Origin of the sequence: Streptomyces sp. cf386 (genome assembly GCF_900103585.1) — a bacterium.
Lineage (GTDB): Bacteria > Actinomycetota > Actinomycetes > Streptomycetales > Streptomycetaceae > Streptomyces.
In genome coordinates, this window is record NZ_FNHV01000012.1 from 214,764 (window position 1) to 236,514 (window position 21,751).

Below are 21,751 nucleotides of genomic sequence, written 5' to 3' on the forward strand. Positions count from 1 at the left end.
GGGCGTACGCGTGGACATGAGCGGGCTCTCGCTTCGGGGCGCGAGGCTCAGGTGGTGCAGGGGCCCTCTAGAAGGCGCACATTCGACACATACAACGAGCACCGGGCGTCATGGTCGCCTCGGTCGCAGCGGTGCGGCAGCTCGTCGTGGTCATGCGATCAGTAAACCAGACGTACGGTCCTTACCGACCGCCGCTGTCCGCATCCTGGACAGCGGCGGACAGCCATCAGGCGCGGACGGAGATCTCCACGCCCCCGTCGATGACCAGCGCGGACAGGGCAGACAGGTCCCGCACGACGAGGTCGGCGTCGAGCTCGTGGGCCTCGTGGGTTGTGGCCAACGCCACGGTGGTCATACCGGCGGCGCGACCGGCCGCGAGACCCGCGGGGGCGTCCTCGAAGACGACGCAGTGGGCCGGGTCGACGCCCAGTTCGCGGGCGGCGAGGAGGTAGGGCTCGGGGTCGGGCTTGCCGCGCGTGATGTCGTCGGCGGTGACCATGGTCTTGGGGAGGATCCCGACGGCGTCGAGCCGGGCCTCGGCGAGCCGCCGGGTGGCGGAGGTGACGACGGCCCAGCGGTCGGCGGGCAGCGAGTCGAGGAAGTGCTTGGTGCCGGGCAGGAGGTGCACACCGTCGTTCGGTACGTCCTCCACCTCCAGGCTCTCGATCCGTGCGAGGGCCTCCGGCACGACGTCGGCGGGCAGCAGGTCGGCGACTATCTCGACGGCGGGGCGTCCGTGCAGCTCGACCCCGCCGAACTCCTCCGTGATGCCGTACTCCTCGGCCCAGCGCGCCCAGCAGCGGTCCACGGAGGCGAGGGAGGAGACGAGGGTGCCGTCGTTGTCGAACAGGAGGGCCTGTGCACGGATCTTCATGTCCTCGACCCTACGATGCGCGCCGGGGGCGGCCGCATCAGGCCTTTTGGCCCGTAATAGGCTCGCCGCATGTTTGATGCCCTGACGCTGGTGACCGGGGTCGCCGCGCTGCTGCTCGCCGCGTGGTGCGGATGGGCGGCGTACCGTGATCAGCCGACCAAGGACTGGCATTTCATCGGGATGGCCGTGGTGACGGTGCTGGCCCTGGTGCAGCTGGTGGTCGGGATCGTGCTGCTGGCGCGGGGTGAGAAGCCGGAGCAGGGCACGACGATCTTCGTGGCCTATCTGCTGGGCTCGTTCGCGTGCGTTCCGGCCGCGGGTTTCATGTCGCTGGCCGAGCGCACCAAGTGGGGCTCGGTGACGGTCGCCGCGGGCGGTGTGGTGCTGGCCGTGCTGGAGGTACGGCTCTATGACATCTGGGGAGGCTGAGGTGGCCGTGACCGAGGAGAAGCCGACCAGGACGCGGCTGATCAGTGGGCCCGGGATCCTGCTGGTGTGGCTGTACGGCGTGATGGTGGTCGGGGCCGTGTCGCGGTCGGCGTACCAGATCGCGACGGAGTTCGACCGGGCGCCGCTCGCCTACTCATTGTCCGCGGTGGCGGGGCTCGTCTACGGGTTCATCACGTACACCCTCGTCAGGGGCGGCGAAAGGGCCCGCAAGGCGGCGCGGGTTTGCTGCGCAGCTGAGCTGGTGGGCGTGCTGGCCGTGGGCACCTGGACCATGGCCGAGCCGTCCGCATTTCCCGATGCGACCGTGTGGTCCGATTTCGGGATGGGCTATCTCTTCATTCCGGTGCTCTTGCCGCTGTCCGCGCTCTATTGGCTGCGCAAGAATGCGCCGCACGGGGATGCCGCCTGAGGATGTCAGGCGGCTGCGGGCCCGTCGTGGCTGGTCGCGCCCATGCGGCGGAGCCGCACATCGATACGGCCCCGCGCCCCTTGGGGCGCTGCAGTCACGCAGTTGTTGCGTACGTCCCCGCCAGTTTCTCCAGGACGATCATCGGTACCCCGTCCGCGCCCTTCGACGTGCCCACCGCCTCGTAGCCCACCTTGCGGTACAGGCGGAGGTTGCCCTCGCTGCGGTGGCCTGCCTCCAGGCGGAACCTCTTGGCGCCGCGCTGTTCGGTGAGGGCGGCTTCAGCCGCGCGCAGGAGCCGCGCGCCGATGCCGTGGCCCTGGAGGCGGGGGTGGACGCAGAGCTTGCCGATGGCGGCGGCGCCCTCCGCGGTGACGCTGCCGCGGACCGAGCCGACGACCTCGTCGCCGAGCCGCGCCACGAAGACGCAGTCCGCGGCGACCTCCGCGCGGACCGAGTCCAGGGTTTGGACCAGCGGGTCGATGCGGTAGTTGCCGTACAGCGCCGCCTCGCTCTGGAAGCACAGGTACTGCAGCCTGAAGATCTGCTCCGCGTCCTGCTCGGTCGCCACCGAGATGGTCACGCTCATGCCCATGTGCGCACGCCTCCCGCTCACCTGATCGCCTGTTGTTCCTCACTCCTATCCCCGCGCTCTGCGGGCCGCAACCTCCGGTGTGAGCAAACGACGCAGACATCCCAGGCATCTGGAACGTTCCGGGCCGAGACTGCCCTGTGAGATACCCAACTCCCCCGCGATTTCCCGGTATGTCAGGTCCTTCGGGGAGAGGAGGGCCTCCATCAGACGCGGGCAGCGGCCGGGGAGACGGCGGACCGCCTCCCGCAGGGCGCGGTGGCGGGCGGCCGTGAGGGCGAGGTGTTCCGGGTCGTCGGCGCTCTCGTCCGCCGGCTCGTGCTCAAACGGTCGTTCGAGCCGGGTCGTACGGCGGCTGCGGCGCGCCTCGGAGCGGACCGCCCTGCGCAGCCAACCCGGTGGGTCCGGGGGCGGGCCGTCGGAGTCGAGGCGTTCGAGGAGGCGGAGCCAGACCGCCTGTTCCAGGTCGCCGGGTTCCGCTCCGCAGGCGGGTGCCTCCGCCGAGGCCTCGGCGGTGAGCAGGGGGCGCAGCGCGGCAACCAGATCGTCCGTCATATGCGGCACGACGCGGCCGCCCGGGCGCGGGGTTGCCCGGACGGCCGACGGTCACCCCAACCGGGGCGTGGGTCTCAGCCGTTGACGAAGTCCTCGCGGGCCAGCACGCCCGTGTCGGGGTTGTCGGTGAAGACACCGTCGATGCCGGTCGCGAAGTACACCTTGTAGGCGCCGAAGACATCGCCGTAGGCGTCCGCGTCGGTGCCCTTGCGGAAGTTCGCGGGGAGGAAGGGGTTCTCGTTGCGCATGGTCCAGGGGTGTAGGAGCAGGCCGACCTTGTGCGCGTCGCCCACCAGCGTGGTGGGCGTGGTGAGGTTGCCGCTCGCGTCCTTCGGGATGATCAGGTCCAGGGTGGGACCGATGCCCTGGGCGTAGGAGGCGATCTCCCGGAGGCCGGCCGGCTTGACCAGGTCGGCGACGGTGCGCGGGTCGCCGGTCTCGACGAAGTCCCAGGGGCGGGTGGTCGGGCCGGAGAGCAGGACCACGAGCGGGTTGTCGACCAGCTTGTTCAGGCGCTGGATGCTGGTCGGCTCGAAGGACTGGATGACGACCGGCGAGTTCCGGCGGTCCTTGCCGTGCTTGTGCAGCACCTTGGCGACCCGCTCCTCCAGGGCGAGGCCCAGCTTGCGGAAGTAGGTGGGGTGCTTGAGCTCGGGGTAGATCCAGACCTGCTTGCCGCGCTTGCGGGACTGCTCGTCCTGCCAGCGCAGGACCTCTTCGAAGGTCGGGACCTCGAAGCGGCCGTTGTAGAGGGTGTTGTGCGGACGGTTGGCCGGGATGCGCTCGATCGCGCGCAGCGTCTTCAGCTCGGCGAGGGTGAAGTCCTCGGTGAACCAGCCGGTGGTGGAGACGCCGTCGAGCAGCTTCGTCTTCTTGCGGTCGGCGAACTCGGGGTGGTCCGCGACATCGGTCGTGCCGCCGATCTCCGGCTCGTGCCGGCAGACCAGGTGGCCGTCCTTGGTGGGCACCAGGTCGCCCGCCTCGACGATGTCGGCGCCCATGTCGAGGGCCAGCCGGTAGGAGGCCAGGGTGTGCTCGGGCCGGTAGCCGCTGGCGCCGCGATGGCCGATGATCGTCGGCTTGGGCAGGCTGTTCAGGCCGCCGCCACCGTGCCGGGTCTCGGCGGCCTTCGCCGTACCGGACAGCCCGAGGACCGCCATGCCCCCGCCGAGCACGGCCGCTCCGAGCAGCGCCCGCCGTCCGGTCCCGACCGTCTGCTCGTTCTCCTGCGTTCCCATGAGCGCCCTTCCTGCCCGTCCCGTTCGACCTCTGTGTTCGGCGCTCCGCCTGCGGGGCGCGGGCCGATCCTAGGTGCGTGTACATGACGGAGGGGAGTCCACCGCCGGAACGCGTGGGTGACGCTGGATGTCGTACGTGAACAGAGTGGTGACGGCCCGTCGGGTTCGGTGCGGTGACGCGGGGAACGCGTCCGGTATGCCCGGAGGGCGATGTCCGTCACATCGTGGCGGGCGCGTTACACGCGGCCTTCGGTGCGCCACCGCAGGTAAACCTGCGTCAACAGTGAGTAAGACGTCGGTGAAGTCGGCGCACCCGATGTGCGGGAGACCCGGGACCGCGAGTATCGTCCTCACCTGCACAGACATATAGGAAACCGTTGACACCGGAGGGCACGTTGTCCCGCTTCGCGCTCATCAAGGCAGTGCTCGGACCGATCATGCGCCTGATGTTCCGCCCACAGGTGGAGGGCGCGGAGCACATCCCGGGCGACGGTCCGGTCATCCTGGCCGGCAACCACCTCACCTTCATCGACTCGATGATCCTGCCGCTGGTCTGCGACCGTCAGGTCCTCTTCATCGGCAAGGACGAGTACGTCACCGGCAAGGGCTTCAAGGGCCGCCTGATGGCCTGGTTCTTCACCGGCGTCGGCATGATCCCGGTCGACCGGGACGGCGGCCGCGGCGGCGTCGCGGCGCTGATGACCGGGCGCCGGATCCTGGAGGAGGGCCAGGTCTTCGGCATCTACCCCGAGGGCACGCGCTCCCCCGACGGGCGGCTGTACCGGGGGCGCACCGGCATCGCGCGGCTGACCCTGATGACCGGGGCGCCGGTCGTCCCGTTCGCCATGATCGGCACGGACAAGATCCAGCCGGGCGGGGCGGGCATGCCGCGGCCGCGCAAGGTGACGGTGCGGTTCGGTGAGGCGATGGAGTTCTCCCGGTACGAGGGGATGGACCGGGATCGCTACGTGCTGCGGGCCGTGACCGACTCGGTGATGACGGAGGTCATGCGGCTGTCGGGGCAGGAGTACGTGGACATGTACGCCAGCAAGGCGAAGGAAGCGGCGTAGCTCCGCCGGTTGGGCCGGGGGCGCGGAACTTCGGGCAGTTTGTTGACTGCGGGTTCGTCGTGGCTGGTCGCGCCCACGCGGCGGAGCCGCACATCGATACAGCCCCGCGCCCCTAAGAAGCGGCGTTGTCCAACCGTTGGCCGCGAAGTAGGAACCACGCTGCCACCGCCGCCGCGAGCAGGACTGCCGCGCCTGCGCCTGCCGCGATCGTGAGGCCGTCGACGAAGGCCTCCTGGGCCGAGGACAGCATCGCCCGAGCTGTGTCCGACGGCATCGCAGCCGCCGCCTCCACCGCACCCCCCAACGACTCGTGCGCCTCGGCCGGAGTACCCGCCGGGCCGGAGAAGTTCCGGTACACGCCGGTCACGATCGAACCCAGTACGGCGATTCCCATCGCCGCGCCCAGCTCGTACGCCGTCTCCGACACCGCGGAGGCCGCGCCCGCCTGCTCCTTCGGCACGCTGGAGAGGATCACGTCCGACGTCACCGTGAAGGAGAAGCCGGCGCCGACGCCGACCACCAGCAGGGCGGCGCCGAGCAGGGGGTATCCCGTGGAACCGTCGATCACCGTGAGCGCGGCCAGGGCCAGGCCGATCGCCGCGAGGCCGCCGGAGACCACGGCCCGGACCGAGTAACGGCGGGCGACGCGGCCGGCGATCAGGCCGGCCACCACCGCGCCGATCGCGGCGGGCAGTTCGGCCAGGCCCGCCTCGAACGGGCCCCGGCCCTGCACGAGTTGCAGGAACTGGGAGAGGAAGAACACCAGGCCGGACAGGCCGAGGATGGTCAGCAGGTCGGCCAGCACCGCGCCGCTGAAGCCGCGACGGCGGAACAGCCGCATGTCCAGCAGCGGGGTCGGCAGCGTGAGTTGGCGGCGTACGAAGCCGTACAGCGCCGCCGCGCCCAGCAGGCCCGTGGCGAGCGTGACCCACGTGATGCCGTGCGTGGCCGCCTCCTTGACGGCGTACACGACACCGATCATGCCGACGAGCGACAGGGAGACGCTGCTCAGGTCCCACGGGCCGGGACTGGGGTTCCGGGATTCGGGCAGCAGCTTGATGCCGACGAGGACGAGGACCACCATCACGGGCAGGTTGATCAGGAAGACCGAACCCCACCAGAAGTGTTCGAGCAGGAAGCCACCGACGATCGGGCCGACGGCCGTACCGGCGGAGGCGGTCGCGCCCCAGATGCCGACGGCGAGGCTGCGTTCGCGCGGGTCGTGGAAGAGGTTGCGGATCAGGGCGAGGGTGGCGGGCATCAGGGTGGCGCCCGCGACACCGAGCAACGCCCGGGCCAGGATCATCAGTTCGGGCGTGGTCGCGTAGGCGTTGAGGACGGATATCGCGCCGAACGCCGTGGCGCCGACGAGCAGGATCCGCTTGCGGCCTATGCGGTCGCCCAGGCTGCCCATCGACACGAGCAGGCCCGCGATCACGAAGGAGTAGACGTCACCTATCCAGAGGAGCTGGGTGCCGGAAGGCTTCAGATCCTCGCTGATGTAGGGGGTCGCAAGGCCGAGGACGGTCGCGTCGACGGCCACCAGCAGCACGGCGAGCACCAGGACGGACAGCGCCAGCCAACGACCGGGGCGCTTCGTCACCGCCTCGGTCGTGGTCGCCGCCTGCACGGTGCTGGTCATGATTCCTCTCTCCGTAGTGCGCCGCCGAGCAGCAGCTCGGTGATCATGTGGGTGAAGTCGTTGCGGGCGACCCTGCCCTCGGAGACCGCCCAGGCCCCGGAGGCCAGCAGGCCGTAGAGCGCCTCGGTGAGCCAGGCAGGGGTGAGGTCGATGCGGAACTCACCGCTCCGCTGGCCGCGCCGGAACAGCGCGGCGATGCGCTCGTCGATGCGCGCCCACCCCGCGTTCTGCTCCTCGCCCTCGAACAGCTGGTTCTCCGTGTAGAGGAAGGCGAGCAGTCCGGCCGCGGGCTCGATCTCGCGGACCAGCCGGTGCACGGCGTCCCGCGCGGGCCCGTCGTCGAGGCGAGCCGCTTCCAGCGCGGCCTCGCACTCCGCGATGCCGTGCGACTCCAGTGCCCGCACGAGGGCGTCGCGCCCGGCGAACTGCCGGTGCAGCGTGGCACGACTGATCCCGGCCGCCTTGGCGACCTCGTCCATGGTCGCGGTGGCTTTGCGGGTCAGCAGGGCTGCGGCGGTGCGTAGGACGTGGTCACGATCAACGGCCATGAGACGAGAATAGCGCATGTGAGACATTGATGTCTCACCATGGGCATGCGTGACTCATCACTGCTGATCAGTGGGGGTGTGCGTCAGTGCCAGGGCAGCTGCCCGCGCCGCTCCCAGTACGCGCCCGGCTCCTCAACCAGCACGGCCAGCCGCTCCAACTGCCCCTCGTCGAGGTCCACGACGGCGGCGTGCAGGTTGGACGCGAGTTGTACGGTCGTCGCGGCGCCGGAGAGGACCACACCGGCCCAGGGTTGGCACAGGATGACCGCGAGGGCGACCGCGTCGCACCCCAGAGACGTTTCTTCCGCTACGGCCTTCAGCGCGTCCGGCGCGTACGGGTCCGCGAGCCGCCCGTTGGCCACGCCCTCCTTCACGATCACCGTGAGTCCCGCGTCGTGAGCCTCGGCGAGGGCGGGGGCGGCCGAGGTCTCCAGGGCGTTGTACGTCGACTGGACGGTGCGGAAGAGGGGCTCGCCGTCGACGGTGACCGCGAGGGCGGCGCGGATGGCGTCGGCCTGGGCGGGGCCGCTGGTGGAGAAGCCGATGGTGAGGCCCTGGGCGGCGGCCTCGGCGAGCCGGGCGTGGAGGTCCCTGTCGGTGAGGGCGGGGCTGTCCGGGGTCACCGAGTGGATCTGGTAGAGGTCGAGGCGGTCGCCGAGCAGGGCGTCGGTCTCGGCGCGCTGGCGCTCGTACGTCTGGAGGCCGTGGTCCTTGACCTCGTGCGTCTCGGCGTCCGCCGTCCAGCCGGCGGTGTAGGTGTAGCCCCATTTGCTGCCGACGACGATGTCGTCGAGGTCGGGGCGGGCGTTCAGCCAGTCGGCGAGGAACTCCTCCGAGCGGCCGTAGGAGCGGGCGGCGTCGAAGTAACGGACGCCTTGGGCGTAGGCGGCGTCGAGGAGTTCGTGGGTGCGGGTGCGGAGCGCCTCGACGCTGCGGTTCTCTCCGAGGTCCTGGTCTCGGCCGAGGTTGATGTAGCCGGGGCGGCCGACGGCGGCGAGGCCTAGTCCGATGTGGCAGGTGGGGGTTGTCGCTGTGGCCAGTCGGGCGAAGGGCATCGCGGGCTCCGTTTGGGTCGGCTCCAGTACGGCTTCCGACCAACGTAACCCGCGATGACCTTGACGTAATCGCCGTCGAGCTCGGTTTGTGCGGTGGTTTGGCGAGTGCGGGTTCGTTGTGGCTTGTCGCGCAGTTCCCCCGCGCCCCTGAAGGGCGTTGGCCTTACCGCTTCTTGGCCGTCGCCCACTCGTGCTGCACCGTCACGTCCGCCTTCACCTCGGCCAACTGGATCGCGACCGCGCTCGGGGCCGTGCCGCCTCGGCCGTTGCGGGAGGCCAGGGCGCCCGGCACGTTCAGCACCGTCCGCACCTCCGGCGTCAGGTGGGCCGAGATCTTCGCGAACTGTTCGTCCGTCAGCTCGTCCAGCTCCTTGCCCTCCGACTCGGCGACCTTCACGCACTCGCCGGCGACCTCGTGCGCGACGCGGAACGGGACGCCCTGCTTGACCAGCCACTCGGCGATGTCGGTGGCGAGGGAGAAGCCGGCCGGGGCCAGTTCCTCCATGCGCTCGCGGTGGACGGTGAGGGTCGCCATCATGCCGGTGAAGGCGGGGAGCAGGACCTCCAGCTGGTCGCAGGAGTCGAAGACCGGCTCCTTGTCCTCCTGGAGGTCGCGGTTGTAGGCGAGGGGCAGGGCCTTGAGCGTGGCCAGCAGGCCCGTCAGGTTGCCGATCAGGCGGCCGCTCTTGCCGCGCGCCAGCTCCGCGATGTCCGGGTTCTTCTTCTGCGGCATGATCGACGAGCCCGTGGAGAACGCGTCGTGCAGGGTCACGAAGGAGAACTCCTTCGTGTTCCAGATGATGATCTCCTCGGCGATCCGGGAGAGGTTCACGCCGATCATCGCGGTGATGAAGGCGAACTCGGCGACGAAGTCGCGGGACGCCGTGCCGTCGATCGAGTTGGCGGCCGACCCGTGCTCGAAGCCGAGGTCCTTCGCCACCGCCTCCGGGTCCAGACCGAGGGAGGAGCCCGCCAGGGCGCCCGAGCCGTACGGCGACACGGCCGTGCGCTCGTCCCACTGGCGCAGGCGTTCGGCGTCCCGGGACAGGGACTGCACGTGGGCCAGGACGTGGTGGGCGAAGAGCACCGGCTGGGCGTGCTGGAGGTGCGTGCGGCCGGGCATCGCGACGTCGGGGTGGGCCTCGGCCAGGCCGATCAGCGCGTCCTGGAGGTCGGCGATCAGGCCGCCGATGACGCGGGCGTGGTCACGGAGGTACATCCGGAAGAGGGTCGCGACCTGGTCGTTGCGGGACCGGCCGGCGCGCAGCTTGCCGCCGAGGTCCGGGCCGAGGCGCTCCAGCAGGCCGCGCTCCAGGGCGGTGTGGACGTCCTCGTCGGCGATGGTGCCCACGAAGTCGCCCGAGGCCACATCCCCTTCGAGCTGGTCGAGGCCCGCGATCATCCGGGTCAGTTCATCCTCGGTGAGCAGCCCCGCCTTGTGCAGCACGCGCGCGTGGGCGCGCGAACCGGCGATGTCGTACGGCGCCAGCCGCCAGTCGAAGTGGACGGACGCGGACAGCTTCGCCAGGGCCTCGGCGGGACCGTCGGCGAAACGGCCGCCCCAGAGCCGTACGTCACCGCTGTTGCTGCTCACTTGCTGCGCTCCTCGGGAGGTCTGGGTGTGGCACCGCCTCCCCGTGGCGTGAACGGGGAGGCGGTCGTCAGGCTAGTGCGAACTCCTCGACGAACCCATCAACGAATTCGCCAACGAACTCACTACACAGTGACCTGCATGAGTATGCAGAGCATTGCATGATTCGTCAATTTGGGGCGCCTTTGAACGCGGGAAACCGCTTTCCCGTACCTCTCGCCGAACGCAGGCGCCGCGTTTGTACACGACGACACCACCGACTGACTCCCGAACCCGAGTGAGGCATCCGCATGTCCAGGGCTCTTCCGAAGTACAACAAGCGTCGCGTCGCGTTCATCGGCGGCGCCGCCGCGGTGGCGCTGTCCGGCACGGTGATCGCCGGCTTCGCCCTCGCCGGGGAGACGACATCGTCTTCGAAGAGCGGCACGAACGCCCGGACGCTGGCTGGCCCCGGCACCATCTCGTGCCCGGACGTCGCTTCCCGGCTGCCCGCGGTCCCGGCGACCGCGAAGGCGGAGGTCGACCGCAACCTCGCCCTGCTCAACACCCAGATCCAGGAAGCCAACAAGCGACTGGTCGACACCGTGGGCCAGGGTGGGCCCAACTTCGTCCAGAACGCCATCGTCGGCCCCCTCAAGGACAAGCGCGTGGCGACGATCAACCGCATCGCGACGGCCATCGGCCGCACGGCCGCCAGACCACAGGGTCTGGACTCGCTGGCGCCGTGCACCCTCAACGCGAACGGGAACGCGGGTGCCGCGACCCCCAGCGCGACCCCGACCAAGCAGGCCGGCGGCAACACGGGGAACACCGGCAATACAGGGAACACGGGGAACACCAACGCTGTCGGCACCATCTCTTGCCCGGACGTGAGGTCCAAGCTCCCGGCGGTCCCCGCGTCCGCGAGGGCCGAGGTCGACCGCAACCTCGCCCTGCTCAACACCCAGATCCAGGAGGCCAACAAGCGACTCGCGTCCTCGGTCGGCCAGGGCGGGCCCAACTTCGTCCAGAACGCCATCCTCGGCCCCCTGAAGGACAAGCGCGTGGCGGCGATCGACCGCATCGCCATCTCCATCGGGCGCACGGCGGCCAAGCCGCAGGGTCTGAACTCCCTGGCCGCCTGCACGCTCACCAAGTGACGTGACAGGCACTGTGGCCGCCCCGCTGAACGCCGGCCGGGGCGGCCACGGACGCGTCAACCGGACGCCGTAATTCCTTAGACAGGCGAACGACCCACACCCATAATCGGTTGACGTGGGAAAAACTTATGAGCGCATAGACGGCAGGCTCCGCACGTTCATCGAGGAGCAGCCGCTCTTCTTCACCGCGACCGCTCCCCTGTCCGCCGACGGGACGGTCAACCTCTCCCCCAAGGGCCTCCAGGGCTCCTTCGCCATCCTCGACGAACTCACCCTGGCCTACCTCGACTTCGCCGGCTCCAACGCCGAGACCATCGCCCACCTGCGGGAGAACGGCCGGATCACCCTCATGTGGTGCGCCTTCCAGGGCCCGCCGAACATCGTCCGCGTGCACGGCCAGGGTGAGGCCGTCTTCCGTGACGACCCCCGTTTCAAGGAACTGCTCGGCCACTTCCCCGACATCGACCCGAACCTGCACGGCCTGCGCGCGATCATCGTGGTGCGGGCCGAACTCATTCGCGACTCCTGCGGGTACGCGGTGCCCCTCATGACGTACCACGAGGACCGCGACCTGCACGGCAAGCGGTTCGCGCGCGAGGACGACGACTCGCTCAGCGCGTACTTCACCAAGAAGGAGTACATCGCGACCAGCCTGGATGGCCTACCCGGGCTGCCGTTGCCGCTGCCTCCGTCTAGCGTCTGAGCCATGCGCCCCGGTGTCGTCGCCCTCGCGTCCGCGTCCTTCCTCGTCCTCGGTGCCGCGCCCGGCGGCGCTCCACCGCAGCCGCTGCCCGCACGGATGGCCGACACCGGGGGCGGGAGCCAACTGATCACCGCGGTGGCACCCAAGGCCGGCTCGACGTCGGGGACGGTCACCTGGTGGGACCGGGTGGGCGGGAAGTGGGTGAAGACCGGTTCGGCGCCGGCACGGTTCGGAGCGAAGGGGCTCGTCGAGGGGGCCGAGCGCAAGCAGGGCACGAACACGACGCCGACGGGGCTGTACGGGCTGCCGTACGCCTTCGGCATCAAGGCCGCGCCGCGCGGTACGGCGTACAAGTACCGCCGCGTTCACCAGGACTCCTGGTGGTGCCAGGACAACGACTCCCGGGCGTACAACCGCTGGACCGAGCCATTGGCACGCGACTGCCGGGCCGCCGAGTCCGAGCACCTGGTCTCCTACGGCGCGCTGTACGCGTACGCGCTCGTCATCGACTTCAACTACGCGCGCCCGGTGAAGAACCGAGGGGCCGGGATCTTCCTCCATGTGAAGGGGCGCGGGGCGACGGCCGGTTGTGTCTCGGTGTCCGAGGACGCGATGAAGCGGATCCTCACATGGGCCGATCCGCGGCGGAAGCCGCACATGGCGATCGGGACGACGGACGGGCCCACGGCGATCACCCGGTACTGAGCAAGTACGGACCGAGCACAACTGAACACACGGACCTCCCCGCACGTATCTCTGGGCCAAGGGACCACGTCAATCACGCACTCCCCTTGCCCCGTCCCCGGAGGAACCGTGACCACCACGCTCGCGGGCGGCCGTGCCGCCCGACGCCAGACGATGCGCCGCATCCGCCCGCGCCGCTCCCCGGCCGTTCCGCTGGTGATCGCCCTATGGGCGGGCGCGGCGGCGGTGCTGTGGCTGTGGTGGGACAACACGCCGTCCCTCGCGGACAACACCGCCAAGATCATCGCCGCGGGCCGGATCACCGGTCTGCTCGCCGGTTACCTGATGGCCCTCGTGGTGCTCCAGATGGCGCGGGTGCCCGCGCTGGAGCGACGGGTGGGCTCGGACCGGGTCGCGCGCTGGCACGCGATGAGCGGCCGGTACACGATCTGCCTGGTCATCGCGCACGTCTTCCTCATCATGTGGGGGTACGCGCTCCAGGCCGGCAAGACGCTGGGTGACGTCGTCCAGCAGACGATCGACTCGGTCAACACGCTGCCGGACATGGGCAAGGCGGCCATCGGCACCGGGCTGCTGTTCTTCATCGCGTTCATCTCGATCGGGGGCATCCGCCGCCGGATCCCGTACGACACCTGGTACCACGTGCACCTGCTCACGTACGCGGCGGTGTTCCTGACGTTCTGGCACCAGATCTCCACCGGCAACGAGTTCGCCGTCGAGCCGACCGCGAAGACCTTCTGGTACGGCCTGTACGGCGTGGTCACCGCGCTGGTGGTCTGGTATCGGATCCTCACCCCGATCCGCCTCAACCTGCGGCACCGGATGTATGTCGAGGCGGTCATCGAGGAGACGCCGGGCGTCGTGTCGGTGCTGATCGGCGGGCGCAAGCTGCACCGTATGGGCGCGGAGGCGGGGCACTTCTTCCGCTGGCGGTTCAAGGCGCCGGGCATGCGGTTCAGCTCCCACCCCTACTCGCTGTCGGCGGCGCCCCGCCCCGACATGCTGCGGATCACGGTCAAGGCGATCGGCGACCACACGTCCCGGCTGCGCGACCTGAAGCCCGGCACCAAGGTGTGGGCCGAGGGCCCGTACGGCGCCATGACCGCCCAGCGCCGCAGCCGCGGCAAGGTGCTGCTGGTGGCGGGCGGCGTCGGCATCACGCCGATGCGTGCCCTGTTCGAGACGCTGCCCGGCGCGGCCGGTGACATCACCCTGCTCTACCGGGCCAACAGCACCCAGGACCTGGCGCTGTGGGACGAGCTCGCGGCCATCGCCGACGAGCGCGGTGCCCGGCTGATGTACGCGGTGAACAGCCCCGACGGCGAGCGGCCGGACATCTCGGCGGACCGGCTGCGCCAGAAGCTGCCGGACATCGACAAGCACGACGTGTTCATGTGCGGGCCGGCCGGCTTCGCACAGGGCGTGTACGAAGCACTGCGCGGCGCGGGTGTGCCCGCCCGCCGCATCCATCACGAGTCGTTCGAGATGTGAGCGACGGGACTTCAAGACTTCAGGAGCTGTAGAAGCCATGAGGAAGAGTCACCCCATCCGGCGTGTCGTGCTGGCCGGCGCCGCCACCGTGTCCGGGATCGTGCTGCTGCTGTCGCTGAAACCGGCCTCCGACCCGGGTTCCGCGCAGGCGGCGGGCGTCGGGGCACCGCCGGCGGCCTCGGCCCAGGGGGGCGCCGCGGCGGCCGGGTCCGGCACGGTCACCGGTGACGCGGAGCAGACCCAGTACGGCGCCGTGCAGGTGCGGCTGACCGTGGCCAACGGCAAGATCACCAAGGCCGAGGCGGTCCAGGCACCCAAGGGCGGCCAGAGCGACCAGATCACCGCCAACGCCGTACCCAAGCTCAATCAGGCGGTGGTCGCCGAGCAGAGCGCGAACATCGACGCCGTGTCCGGGGCGACGTACACCAGCGCCGGCTACAAGAAGTCCGTCCAGTCGGCGATCGACAAGGCGAACGCGAGCGCCGGCTCCCAGGGCTCGGGCGGCTCCGCCCAGGCCGCCACCGTCACCGGCGACGCCGTCCAGACCCAGTACGGCGCGGTCCAGGTCCGGATCACGGTCGCGGGCGGCAAGATCACCAAGGCCGAGACGGTCCAGGCGCCCAAGGGCGGCCGCAGCGACCAGGTCACCGCCGACGCCGTACCCAAGCTCAACCAGGCCGCCGTAGCCACCGGAACCGCCGACATCGACGCCGTGTCCGGAGCCACGTACACCAGCGCCGGCTACAAGGAATCGCTCCAGTCGGCGATCGACAAGGCGCGGGCGAGCGCCGGTTCGGCACAGGGCTCCGGTTCCGAGGGTTCGGGCGGCGCCGCCCAGGCCAGTACCGTCACCGGCAGCGTCGTCCAGACCCAGTACGGCCCGGTCCAGGTCCGGATCACGGTCGCGGGCGGCAGGATCACCAAGGCCGAGACGGTCCAGGCGCCGAGCGGCGGCCAGAGCACCAACATCACCGCCAACGCCGTACCGAAGCTCAACCAGGCGGCGGTGGCGGCCGGCAGCGCCGACATCGACGCCGTGTCCGGAGCGACGTACACCAGCGCCGGCTACAAGGAATCGCTCCAGTCGGCCCTGGACCAGGCCGGTGGCTGACACGGTGGCGGATCCGACACAAGCTCCCGCCGCGGTGCGTCATGCGGAGGAGGTCATGGGGACGGTCTTCTCCTTCGACGTCCGCGGCGGGGATCCCGGTGCCGTGCAGTCGGCGCTGGAAGAGGCGGTCGCCGGGCTGCACCGGGTCGACGAGGTGTTCAGCACCTACCGCGACGACAGCCAGATCTCCAGGCTGGCCCGCGCCGAGCTGACCGTCGACGACTGCGTCCCGGAGGTCGCCGAGGTACTCGCCCTCGCCGCCGAGGCGGAACGGATCAGCGAGGGCTGGTTCAGCCCGAAGTACGAGGGCCGCCTCGACCCGACCGGCATCGTGAAGGGCTGGTCGGTCGAGCGGGCGGCCCGGCGCCTCGCGGACCTCCCCGGAGTGAGCGGTGTGAGCGTCAACGGCGGCGGCGACGTGCAGTTGCTGGGCGTGCCTGGCCCTCAACGCCCGTGGCGCGTGGGCGTGTCCGACCCGATCCGTCCGGGCGGCCTGGCGGCGGTGATCTCCGCGGCGGGACTGGACGAACTGGCGATCGCCACATCCGGCACGGCAGAGCGCGGCGCCCACATCGTCGACCCCAGCACGGGCCGCTCCGCGGTGACGGACCTGGTCGCGGTGACGGTGGTGGCCCCATCGGTGACCTGGGCGGACTGCTGGGCGACGGCGGCCTTCGCGATGGGGTCGCGGCAGGGGTTGCGGTGGCTGGAGTCACTGCCGGGCGTGGAGGCCCTGCTGATCACGGCGGGCGACGAGGTGCGGTGCACAGGAGGCCTGGCTGCCCGACTGGGGTGACTGGGCCGACCTTTTCAGGGCGCGGGGCTGTATCGATGTGCGGCTCCGCCGCGTGTACGCGACCAGCCCCCACTCACCCGCAGTCGGCAGCGGACCCCCAGCACCCCACTCAGTGTCCGTTCTGAGCCAACCTCAACAAGTGATCGGCCAAGGCCTGCCCACCCGTAGGATTCCGGCTGATCAACAGCAACGTGTCGTCCCCGGCGATCGTCCCCAGAATGTCCTGCAGCTCAGCCTGATCAATCGCCGAGGCCAAGAACTGCGCGGCCCCCGGAGGGGTCCGCAGGACCACCAGGTTGGCAGAAGCCTCCGCAGAGATGAGCAGCTCCTGCGACAACCGCCGCATCCGCTCTTCCTTCGCCGACTCCCCCAGCGGCGCCCGAGGCGTACGGAACCCGCCCTCACTCGGCACCGCGTAGATCAGGTCACCGTCGTTGTTGCGGATCTTCACCGCGTTCAGCTCGTCCAGATCCCGGGAGAGCGTCGCCTGGGTGACGCTCAGCCCGTCATCGGCGAGCAGCTTGGCCAACTGACTCTGCGATCGCACGGGTTGCCGGTTGAGGATGTCCACGATCCGGCGGTGGCGTGCGGTGCGGGTCTGCGGCACGGCAGGCCCTGCGGCCTCGTTCGCACCGTTCTGCCCGTGCTCCTGCGCCTGACTCATCGTCGTCTCATTCCCCGGATCATCCGTCCCCGTTGGCCTCGTCAAGGATGCCGGGAAGGGCCTGAAGAAGCGCCTCCACTTCATCGTCCCCGAGGTTCAGCGGCGGCATGAGCCGTACGACATCGGGGGCGGGCGCGTTCACCAGGAATCCGGCGTCCTGAGCCACCTGCTGCACCTTGGCGGCGAGTGGCTCGGTGAGCACGATACCCAGGAGGAGGCCCGCACCCCGGACATAGTCGATCAGCGGGTGGCCGAGCGCCTCGATCCCGTCGCGCAACTTCTCGCTCTGCCGCTTGACGTTCTCCAGCAACCCCTCGTTCGCCATCGTGTCCAGCACGGCGAGACCGGCGGCACACGCGACCGGGTTCCCACCGAAGGTCGTCCCGTGCTGACCGGGCTGGAGCAGCTCCGCCGCCCGCCCGAACGCGACCGTCGCACCGAGCGGCAGCCCGCCGCCGAGCTGCTTGGCGAGGGTGACGACGTCCGGCAGGACGCCCTCGTGGGCCTGGTACGCGAACCAGTGCCCGGTCCTGCCGGTGCCGGTCTGCACCTCGTCCAGGACCAGCAGGGCCCCGGTGGCGGCGGTGATCGCCCGTGCCGCCTTGAGATAGCCGGCCGGCGGGACCACGACGCCGTTCTCGCCCTGGACCGGCTCGATGATCACCAGCGCGGTCTCCTCCGTCACCGCCTCGGCCAGCGCCTGCGCATCGCCGTACGGCACATGCGTGACCTCCCCCGGCAGCGGCAGGAACGGCTGCTGCTTGGCGGGCTGGCCGGTGAGCGCGAGGGCGCCCATGGTGCGGCCGTGGAAGCCGCCCTCGGTGGCGACGACATGGGTCCGCCCGGTCAGCCGGCCGATCTTGAACGCGGCCTCGTTGGCCTCGGCGCCGGAGTTGCAGAAGAAGACCTTGCCGTCCCGCCCGAAGAGCTGGAGGAGCCGTTCGGCGAGGGCGAGGGTCGGCTCGGCCATGAAGAAGTTGGAGATGTGGCCGAGTGACGCGATCTGCGTGCTCACGGCCTCGACGATCGCCGGGTGGGCGTGACCGAGCGCGTTGGTCGCGATGCCGCCGACGAAGTCGAGGTACTGCTTGCCTTCGGCGTCCCAGACCTTGAGGCCCGCGCCGCGCACGAGAGGGAGCCGCGGGGTGCCGTAGTTGTTCATGAGCGAGCCCTGCCAGCGCTGGGCGTACTCTGCGTTGGTCGCGGTCCCGGTCATTCGGCGTCCCCCTCAGGCGCGTCCGGCACGACCATCGTGCCGATTCCTTCGTCGGTGAAGATCTCCAGCAGGATCGAGTGCTGGACCCGGCCGTCGATGACCCGGGCGGTGGTCACGCCGCCCCGCACGGCGTGCAGACAGCCCTCCATCTTCGGCACCATGCCGGAGCTCAACTCCGGCAGCAGCTTCTCCAGTTGGGAAGCGGTGAGGCGGCTGATCACCTCGTCGGAGTTGGGCCAGTCCTCGTAGAGGCCCTCGACGTCCGTGAGGACCATGAGGGTTTCGGCGCCCAGAGCAGCAGCGAGTGCCGCAGCCGCCGTATCAGCATTGACGTTGTAGACATGGTGGTCGTCCTGGGAGCGGGCGATCGACGAGACGACCGGAATCCGGCCGTCGGCCAGCAGTGCCTCGATCGCGCCGGTGTCGATGTCGGTGATCTCGCCGACCCGCCCGATGTCGACCAACTCGCCGTCGATCTCGGGCTGGTGGCGGGTGGCGGTGATGGTGTGCGCGTCCTCGCCGGTGAGGCCGACGGCCAGCGGGCCGTGCTGGTTGAGCAGCCCGACCAGCTCGCGCTGCACCTGTCCGGCGAGCACCATCCGTACGACGTCCATGGCGTCCTCGGTGGTGACCCTGAGCCCGGCCTTGAACTCGCTGACGATGCCGTGCTTGTCGAGGGCGGCGCTGATCTGCGGGCCGCCGCCGTGCACGACGACCGGCTTGAGGCCGGCGTGGTGCAGGAACACGACGTCCTGGGCGAACGCGGCCTTCAGGTCCTCGTCGATCATGGCGTTGCCGCCGAACTTGATGACGACGGTCTTGCCGTTGTGGCGGACCAGCCAGGGCAGCGCCTCGATGAGGATCTGGGCCTTGGGAAGCGCGGTGTGCTTCCGCGCGGGTGTGTTGCTCATGACGAGTAGGCGCTGTTCTCGTGGACGTAGTCGGCGGTCAGGTCGTTGGTCCAGATGGTGGCGGTCTCGGAGCCCGCGGCCAGGTCGGCGACGATGTGCACCTCGCGGTAGCGCATGTCGACCTTCTCCCGGTCCTCGCCGACGCCGCCGTTCTTGCACACCCAGACGCCGTTGATGGCGACGTTGAGCTGGTTGGGGTCGAAGGCGGCCTTCGTCGTGCCGATCGCGGACAGGACACGGCCCCAGTTGGGGTCCTCGCCGTGGATCGCGCACTTGAGGAGGTTGTTGCGGGCGATGGAGCGGCCCACCTCGACGGCGTCGTCCTCGGTCGCGGCGTTGATCACCTCGACCTTGATGTCCTTGCTGGCGCCCTCGGCGTCCCGGATGAGCTGCTGGCCGAGGTCGTCGCAGACCTGCCGTACGGCTTCGGCGAACTCCTCGTATTCCGGGGTGACTTCGGACGCGCCCGAGGCGAGCAGCAGGACCGTGTCGTTGGTGGACATGCAGCCGTCCGAGTCCACGCGGTCGAAGGTCGTGCGCGTCGCCGCCCGGAGGGCCTTGTCCAGTGCGTCGTCGTCGAGGGCGGCGTCGGTGGTGAGGACGACGAGCATGGTGGCGAGGCCGGGCGCGAGCATGCCGGCGCCCTTCGCCATCCCGCCGACGGTCCACCCGTCCTTCGTCACCACGGACGTCTTGTGGACGGTGTCGGTGGTCTTGATGGCGATGGCCGCCTTCTCGCCGCCGTGCTCGGACAGCTGGGCGGCGGCGGTCTCGACGCCGGGGAGCAGCTTGTCCATGGGGAGGAGCACACCGATCAGACCGGTCGAGCAGACGGCGACCTCGATGGCGCCCCGCCCGAGCACCTCGCCGACCTTCTCGGCGGTGGCGTGGGTGTCCTGGAAGCCCTTCGGTCCCGTACAGGCGTTGGCGCCACCGGAGTTGAGGACGACGGCGGAGACCTGGCCGCCCTTCAGGACCTGCTCGGACCACAGGACCGGGGCGGCCTTGACGCGGTTGGAGGTGAAGACGCCCGCGGCGGATCGGCGGGGCCCGGTGTTGACCACGAGGGCCAGGTCCGGGTTGCCGTTCTCCTTGATCCCGGCGGCGATACCAGCCGCCGTGAATCCCTTGGCTGCCGTGACACTCACGGTGCGACTCCGATCGTGGAAAGCCCGGTGTTCTCGTGGAACCCGAGGGCGATGTTCATGCTCTGCACGGCGCCACCGGCCGTGCCCTTGGTCAGGTTGTCGATGGCGCTGATCGCGATGATGCGGTGCGCGGCGGCGTCGAACGCGACCTGCACCTGAACGGCGTTCGAACCGTAGACGGACGCCGTGGCCGGCCACTGTCCCTCGGGGAGCAGGTGGACGAAGGGCTCGTCGGCGTAGGCCTTCTCGTAGGCGGCGCGCACGGACTCGGCGGTGACCCCCTCCTTCGCCTTCGCGCTGCACGTGGCGAGGATGCCGCGGGGCATCGGGGCGAGGGTCGGCGTGAAGGAGACGGAGACCCGCTCCCCCGCCGCCGCACTGAAGTTCTGGATCATCTCGGGGGTGTGCCGGTGGCCGCCGCCGACGCCGTACGGCGACATGGAGCCCATGACCTCGCTGCCCAGCAGATGGGGCTTGGGCGCCTTGCCCGCGCCGGACGTGCCGGAGGCGGCGACGATCACGGCCTCGGGCTCGGCGAGAGAGGCGGCGTAGGCCGGGAAGAGGGCGAGGGAGGCGGCGGTCGGGTAGCAGCCGGGTACCGCGATGCGCTTGGACCCCTCCAGCGCGGCGCGGCCACCCGGCAGTTCGGGGAGGCCGTACGGCCAGGTGCCGGCGTGTGGGGAGCCGTAGAACGTCTCCCAGTCGGCCGCGTCCTTCAGCCGGAAGTCGGCACCCATGTCGACGACCAGCACATCGGGGCCGAGCTGCTCGGCGACGGCGGCGGACTGGCCGTGCGGCAGGGCGAGGAACACGACGTCATGCCCTGCCAGCACCTCGGCCGTGGTCTCCTGCAGAATGCGGTCGGCGAGGGGCAGCAGATGCGGTTGCAGCGCACCGAGCCTCTGTCCCGCGTTCGAGTTGCCGGTCAGGGCTCCTATCTCGACCTCGGGGTGCGCCAGGAGCAGACGCAGCAGTTCCCCGCCCGCGTATCCGCTCGCTCCGGCCACTGCCGCACGTACCGCCATGGAATCCTCCTCCTAGACGGCATGACTATACGTTTCGATGCACGTTTATGCAATCTGTATAGGCCGGGGAGGGGTGGCGGGTCACGGGGGACGGATCCGGCGGTCAGGCCGCCGGCCGGACGAGGCCCGACTCATAGGCGAAGGTCACCGCCTGCACGCGGGCGCGGGCGCCGATCTTGGTGAGGAGGTTGCTGACGTGGGTCTTGACGGTGGTCGGGGCGATGGACAGTCGCTCGGCGATCTCGGCGTTGGACCACCCGGAGGCGACGGCGACGAGGACGTCGCGTTCGCGGCCGGTGAGGGTGTCGAGCCCCGTGTTCCCGCGGAGGGGGCGGGTGGTGCGCTGTCGACGGACGGCGTCGATGAGCGCGCGGGTCAGCTCGGGGGTGATGACGGCGTCCCCGGCGGCGACGACGCGGACGGCCGCGGTCAGTTCGTCCGGCGCGGCGTCGTTGAGGAGGAAGCCGCCGGCTCCGGCGCGCAGAGCGGCGTAGGCGTATCCCTCCTGGCCGGACGGGGTCAGCACCAGGACACGGGGCGGGCGGGCCAGGGCGTGGGCGGGTTCGGGGGCGCCGAAGACGCGTGCGGGTCGGGCGATGCGTCGGACGGTGTCGATGCTGTCGACCCGGGACAGATGGGCGTCGATGAGAACGATGTCGGGGCGGAGCTCGGCGGTCATACGCACCGCCTCCTCCCCGTCGACGGCCTCGCCGACGACCGTCAGGTCGGGCTCGGCGGCCAGGAGCATGCGCAGGGCGAGACGTTGGAGGGATTGGTCGTTGACGACGAGTACGGAGACCATGCCTGTCTTCTCCCTGCTG

23 protein-coding genes are annotated in these 21,751 nt (G+C 70.2%); 9 read left to right on the top strand and 14 right to left on the bottom strand.

Annotation, left to right across the window (positions count from 1 at the left end):
• Positions 1-226: 226 nt before the first annotated feature.
• A complete protein-coding gene (locus BLU79_RS29490; RefSeq protein WP_093908975.1) occupies positions 227-874 on the bottom strand; it encodes an HAD-IA family hydrolase in 648 nt (215 codons plus the stop codon).
• Between the two features lie 69 nt (positions 875-943).
• On the opposite strand from BLU79_RS29490, the gene BLU79_RS29495 reads away from it, so the two are divergent.
• The gene (locus BLU79_RS29495; RefSeq protein ID WP_093908976.1) at positions 944-1,303 is read left to right on the top strand and encodes a hypothetical protein; all 360 of its coding nucleotides are present in this window, start codon (positions 944-946) and stop codon (positions 1,301-1,303) included.
• Entirely contained in the window at positions 1,284-1,733 is a 450-nt protein-coding gene (locus BLU79_RS29500) for a hypothetical protein (protein ID WP_177001225.1), read from the top strand. Before BLU79_RS29495 ends, BLU79_RS29500 begins: the two co-directional genes overlap by 20 nt.
• Before the next feature lie 94 nt (positions 1,734-1,827).
• Here the strand turns inward: BLU79_RS29500 and BLU79_RS29505 are convergent, their stop codons facing one another.
• The 3 genes from BLU79_RS29505 to BLU79_RS29515 form a co-directional block, all read right to left on the bottom strand.
• Positions 1,828-2,325, bottom strand: coding sequence for a GNAT family N-acetyltransferase (locus BLU79_RS29505; RefSeq protein WP_093908978.1), 498 nt, complete (start codon positions 2,323-2,325; stop codon positions 1,828-1,830).
• A 45-nt stretch (positions 2,326-2,370) separates the two neighbouring features.
• Positions 2,371-2,877, bottom strand: coding sequence for a sigma-70 family RNA polymerase sigma factor (locus BLU79_RS29510; RefSeq protein WP_093908979.1), 507 nt, complete (start codon positions 2,875-2,877; stop codon positions 2,371-2,373).
• Positions 2,878-2,951: 74 nt separating this feature from the next.
• Entirely contained in the window at positions 2,952-4,115 is a 1,164-nt protein-coding gene (locus BLU79_RS29515) for a glycerophosphodiester phosphodiesterase (RefSeq protein ID WP_093908980.1), read from the bottom strand.
• Between the two features lie 395 nt (positions 4,116-4,510).
• On the opposite strand from BLU79_RS29515, the gene BLU79_RS29520 reads away from it, so the two are divergent.
• Positions 4,511-5,185 (top strand): lysophospholipid acyltransferase family protein, encoded by a 675-nt coding sequence (locus tag BLU79_RS29520; RefSeq protein ID WP_093909089.1) that lies wholly within the window; start codon positions 4,511-4,513, stop codon positions 5,183-5,185.
• 112 nt (positions 5,186-5,297) lie between these two features.
• On the opposite strand, the gene BLU79_RS29525 is transcribed toward BLU79_RS29520, so the two are convergent.
• From BLU79_RS29525 to argH, 4 genes are all read right to left on the bottom strand, one after another.
• Complete coding sequence (locus BLU79_RS29525; RefSeq protein ID WP_093908981.1) at positions 5,298-6,827, bottom strand: MFS transporter; 1,530 nt, start codon at positions 6,825-6,827, stop codon at positions 5,298-5,300.
• Positions 6,824-7,375 carry a TetR/AcrR family transcriptional regulator gene (locus tag BLU79_RS29530; protein WP_177001226.1) on the bottom strand — a complete coding sequence of 184 codons (552 nt, stop codon included), beginning with the start codon at positions 7,373-7,375 and terminating at the stop codon, positions 6,824-6,826. Before BLU79_RS29530 ends, BLU79_RS29525 begins: the two co-directional genes overlap by 4 nt.
• Before the next feature lie 83 nt (positions 7,376-7,458).
• Complete coding sequence (locus BLU79_RS29535) at positions 7,459-8,430, bottom strand: aldo/keto reductase (RefSeq protein WP_093908983.1); 972 nt, start codon at positions 8,428-8,430, stop codon at positions 7,459-7,461.
• A gap of 163 nt (positions 8,431-8,593) precedes the next feature.
• Positions 8,594-10,024, bottom strand: a complete 1,431-nt coding sequence (gene argH, locus BLU79_RS29540) for an argininosuccinate lyase (RefSeq protein WP_093908984.1) — start codon at positions 10,022-10,024, stop codon at positions 8,594-8,596.
• A 287-nt stretch (positions 10,025-10,311) separates the two neighbouring features.
• On the opposite strand from argH, the gene BLU79_RS29545 reads away from it, so the two are divergent.
• The 6 genes from BLU79_RS29545 (at position 10,312) to BLU79_RS29570 (ending at position 15,966) form a co-directional block, all read left to right on the top strand.
• Entirely contained in the window at positions 10,312-11,160 is an 849-nt protein-coding gene (locus BLU79_RS29545; protein ID WP_093908985.1) for a hypothetical protein, read from the top strand.
• A gap of 115 nt (positions 11,161-11,275) precedes the next feature.
• Positions 11,276-11,863, top strand: coding sequence for a pyridoxamine 5'-phosphate oxidase family protein (locus tag BLU79_RS29550; RefSeq protein ID WP_093908986.1), 588 nt, complete (start codon positions 11,276-11,278; stop codon positions 11,861-11,863).
• A 3-nt stretch (positions 11,864-11,866) separates the two neighbouring features.
• Entirely contained in the window at positions 11,867-12,568 is a 702-nt protein-coding gene (locus BLU79_RS29555) for a L,D-transpeptidase family protein (RefSeq protein ID WP_093908987.1), read from the top strand.
• Positions 12,569-12,676: 108 nt separating this feature from the next.
• Positions 12,677-14,059 (top strand): ferredoxin reductase family protein, encoded by a 1,383-nt coding sequence (locus BLU79_RS29560; protein ID WP_177001227.1) that lies wholly within the window; start codon positions 12,677-12,679, stop codon positions 14,057-14,059.
• 37 nt (positions 14,060-14,096) lie between these two features.
• Positions 14,097-15,170, top strand: a complete 1,074-nt coding sequence (locus tag BLU79_RS29565; protein ID WP_093908988.1) for an FMN-binding protein — start codon at positions 14,097-14,099, stop codon at positions 15,168-15,170.
• Positions 15,171-15,225: 55 nt separating this feature from the next.
• Entirely contained in the window at positions 15,226-15,966 is a 741-nt protein-coding gene (locus BLU79_RS29570; RefSeq protein WP_177001232.1) for an FAD:protein FMN transferase, read from the top strand.
• A gap of 109 nt (positions 15,967-16,075) precedes the next feature.
• On the opposite strand, the gene BLU79_RS29575 is transcribed toward BLU79_RS29570, so the two are convergent.
• The 6 genes from BLU79_RS29575 to BLU79_RS29600 all read right to left on the bottom strand — a co-directional run bounded on the left by BLU79_RS29575 (position 16,076) and on the right by BLU79_RS29600 (position 21,732).
• A complete protein-coding gene (locus tag BLU79_RS29575; RefSeq protein ID WP_093908989.1) occupies positions 16,076-16,630 on the bottom strand; it encodes an arginine repressor in 555 nt (184 codons plus the stop codon).
• Between the two features lie 19 nt (positions 16,631-16,649).
• Positions 16,650-17,846 carry an acetylornithine transaminase gene (locus tag BLU79_RS29580; RefSeq protein ID WP_093908990.1) on the bottom strand — a complete coding sequence of 399 codons (1,197 nt, stop codon included), beginning with the start codon at positions 17,844-17,846 and terminating at the stop codon, positions 16,650-16,652.
• Entirely contained in the window at positions 17,843-18,757 is a 915-nt protein-coding gene (gene argB, locus BLU79_RS29585) for an acetylglutamate kinase (RefSeq protein WP_093908991.1), read from the bottom strand. Before argB ends, BLU79_RS29580 begins: the two co-directional genes overlap by 4 nt.
• On the bottom strand, positions 18,754-19,905 hold the full coding sequence (gene argJ / locus BLU79_RS29590) for a bifunctional glutamate N-acetyltransferase/amino-acid acetyltransferase ArgJ (protein ID WP_093908992.1): 1,152 nt from the start codon (positions 19,903-19,905) through the stop codon (positions 18,754-18,756). The genes argB and argJ overlap by 4 nt, the downstream gene beginning before the upstream one ends.
• Complete coding sequence (argC, locus tag BLU79_RS29595; RefSeq protein ID WP_093908993.1) at positions 19,902-20,930, bottom strand: N-acetyl-gamma-glutamyl-phosphate reductase; 1,029 nt, start codon at positions 20,928-20,930, stop codon at positions 19,902-19,904. Before argC ends, argJ begins: the two co-directional genes overlap by 4 nt.
• 103 nt (positions 20,931-21,033) lie before the next feature.
• Positions 21,034-21,732 carry a LuxR C-terminal-related transcriptional regulator gene (locus BLU79_RS29600; protein ID WP_093908994.1) on the bottom strand — a complete coding sequence of 233 codons (699 nt, stop codon included), beginning with the start codon at positions 21,730-21,732 and terminating at the stop codon, positions 21,034-21,036.
• Positions 21,733-21,751: the final 19 nt, after the last annotated feature.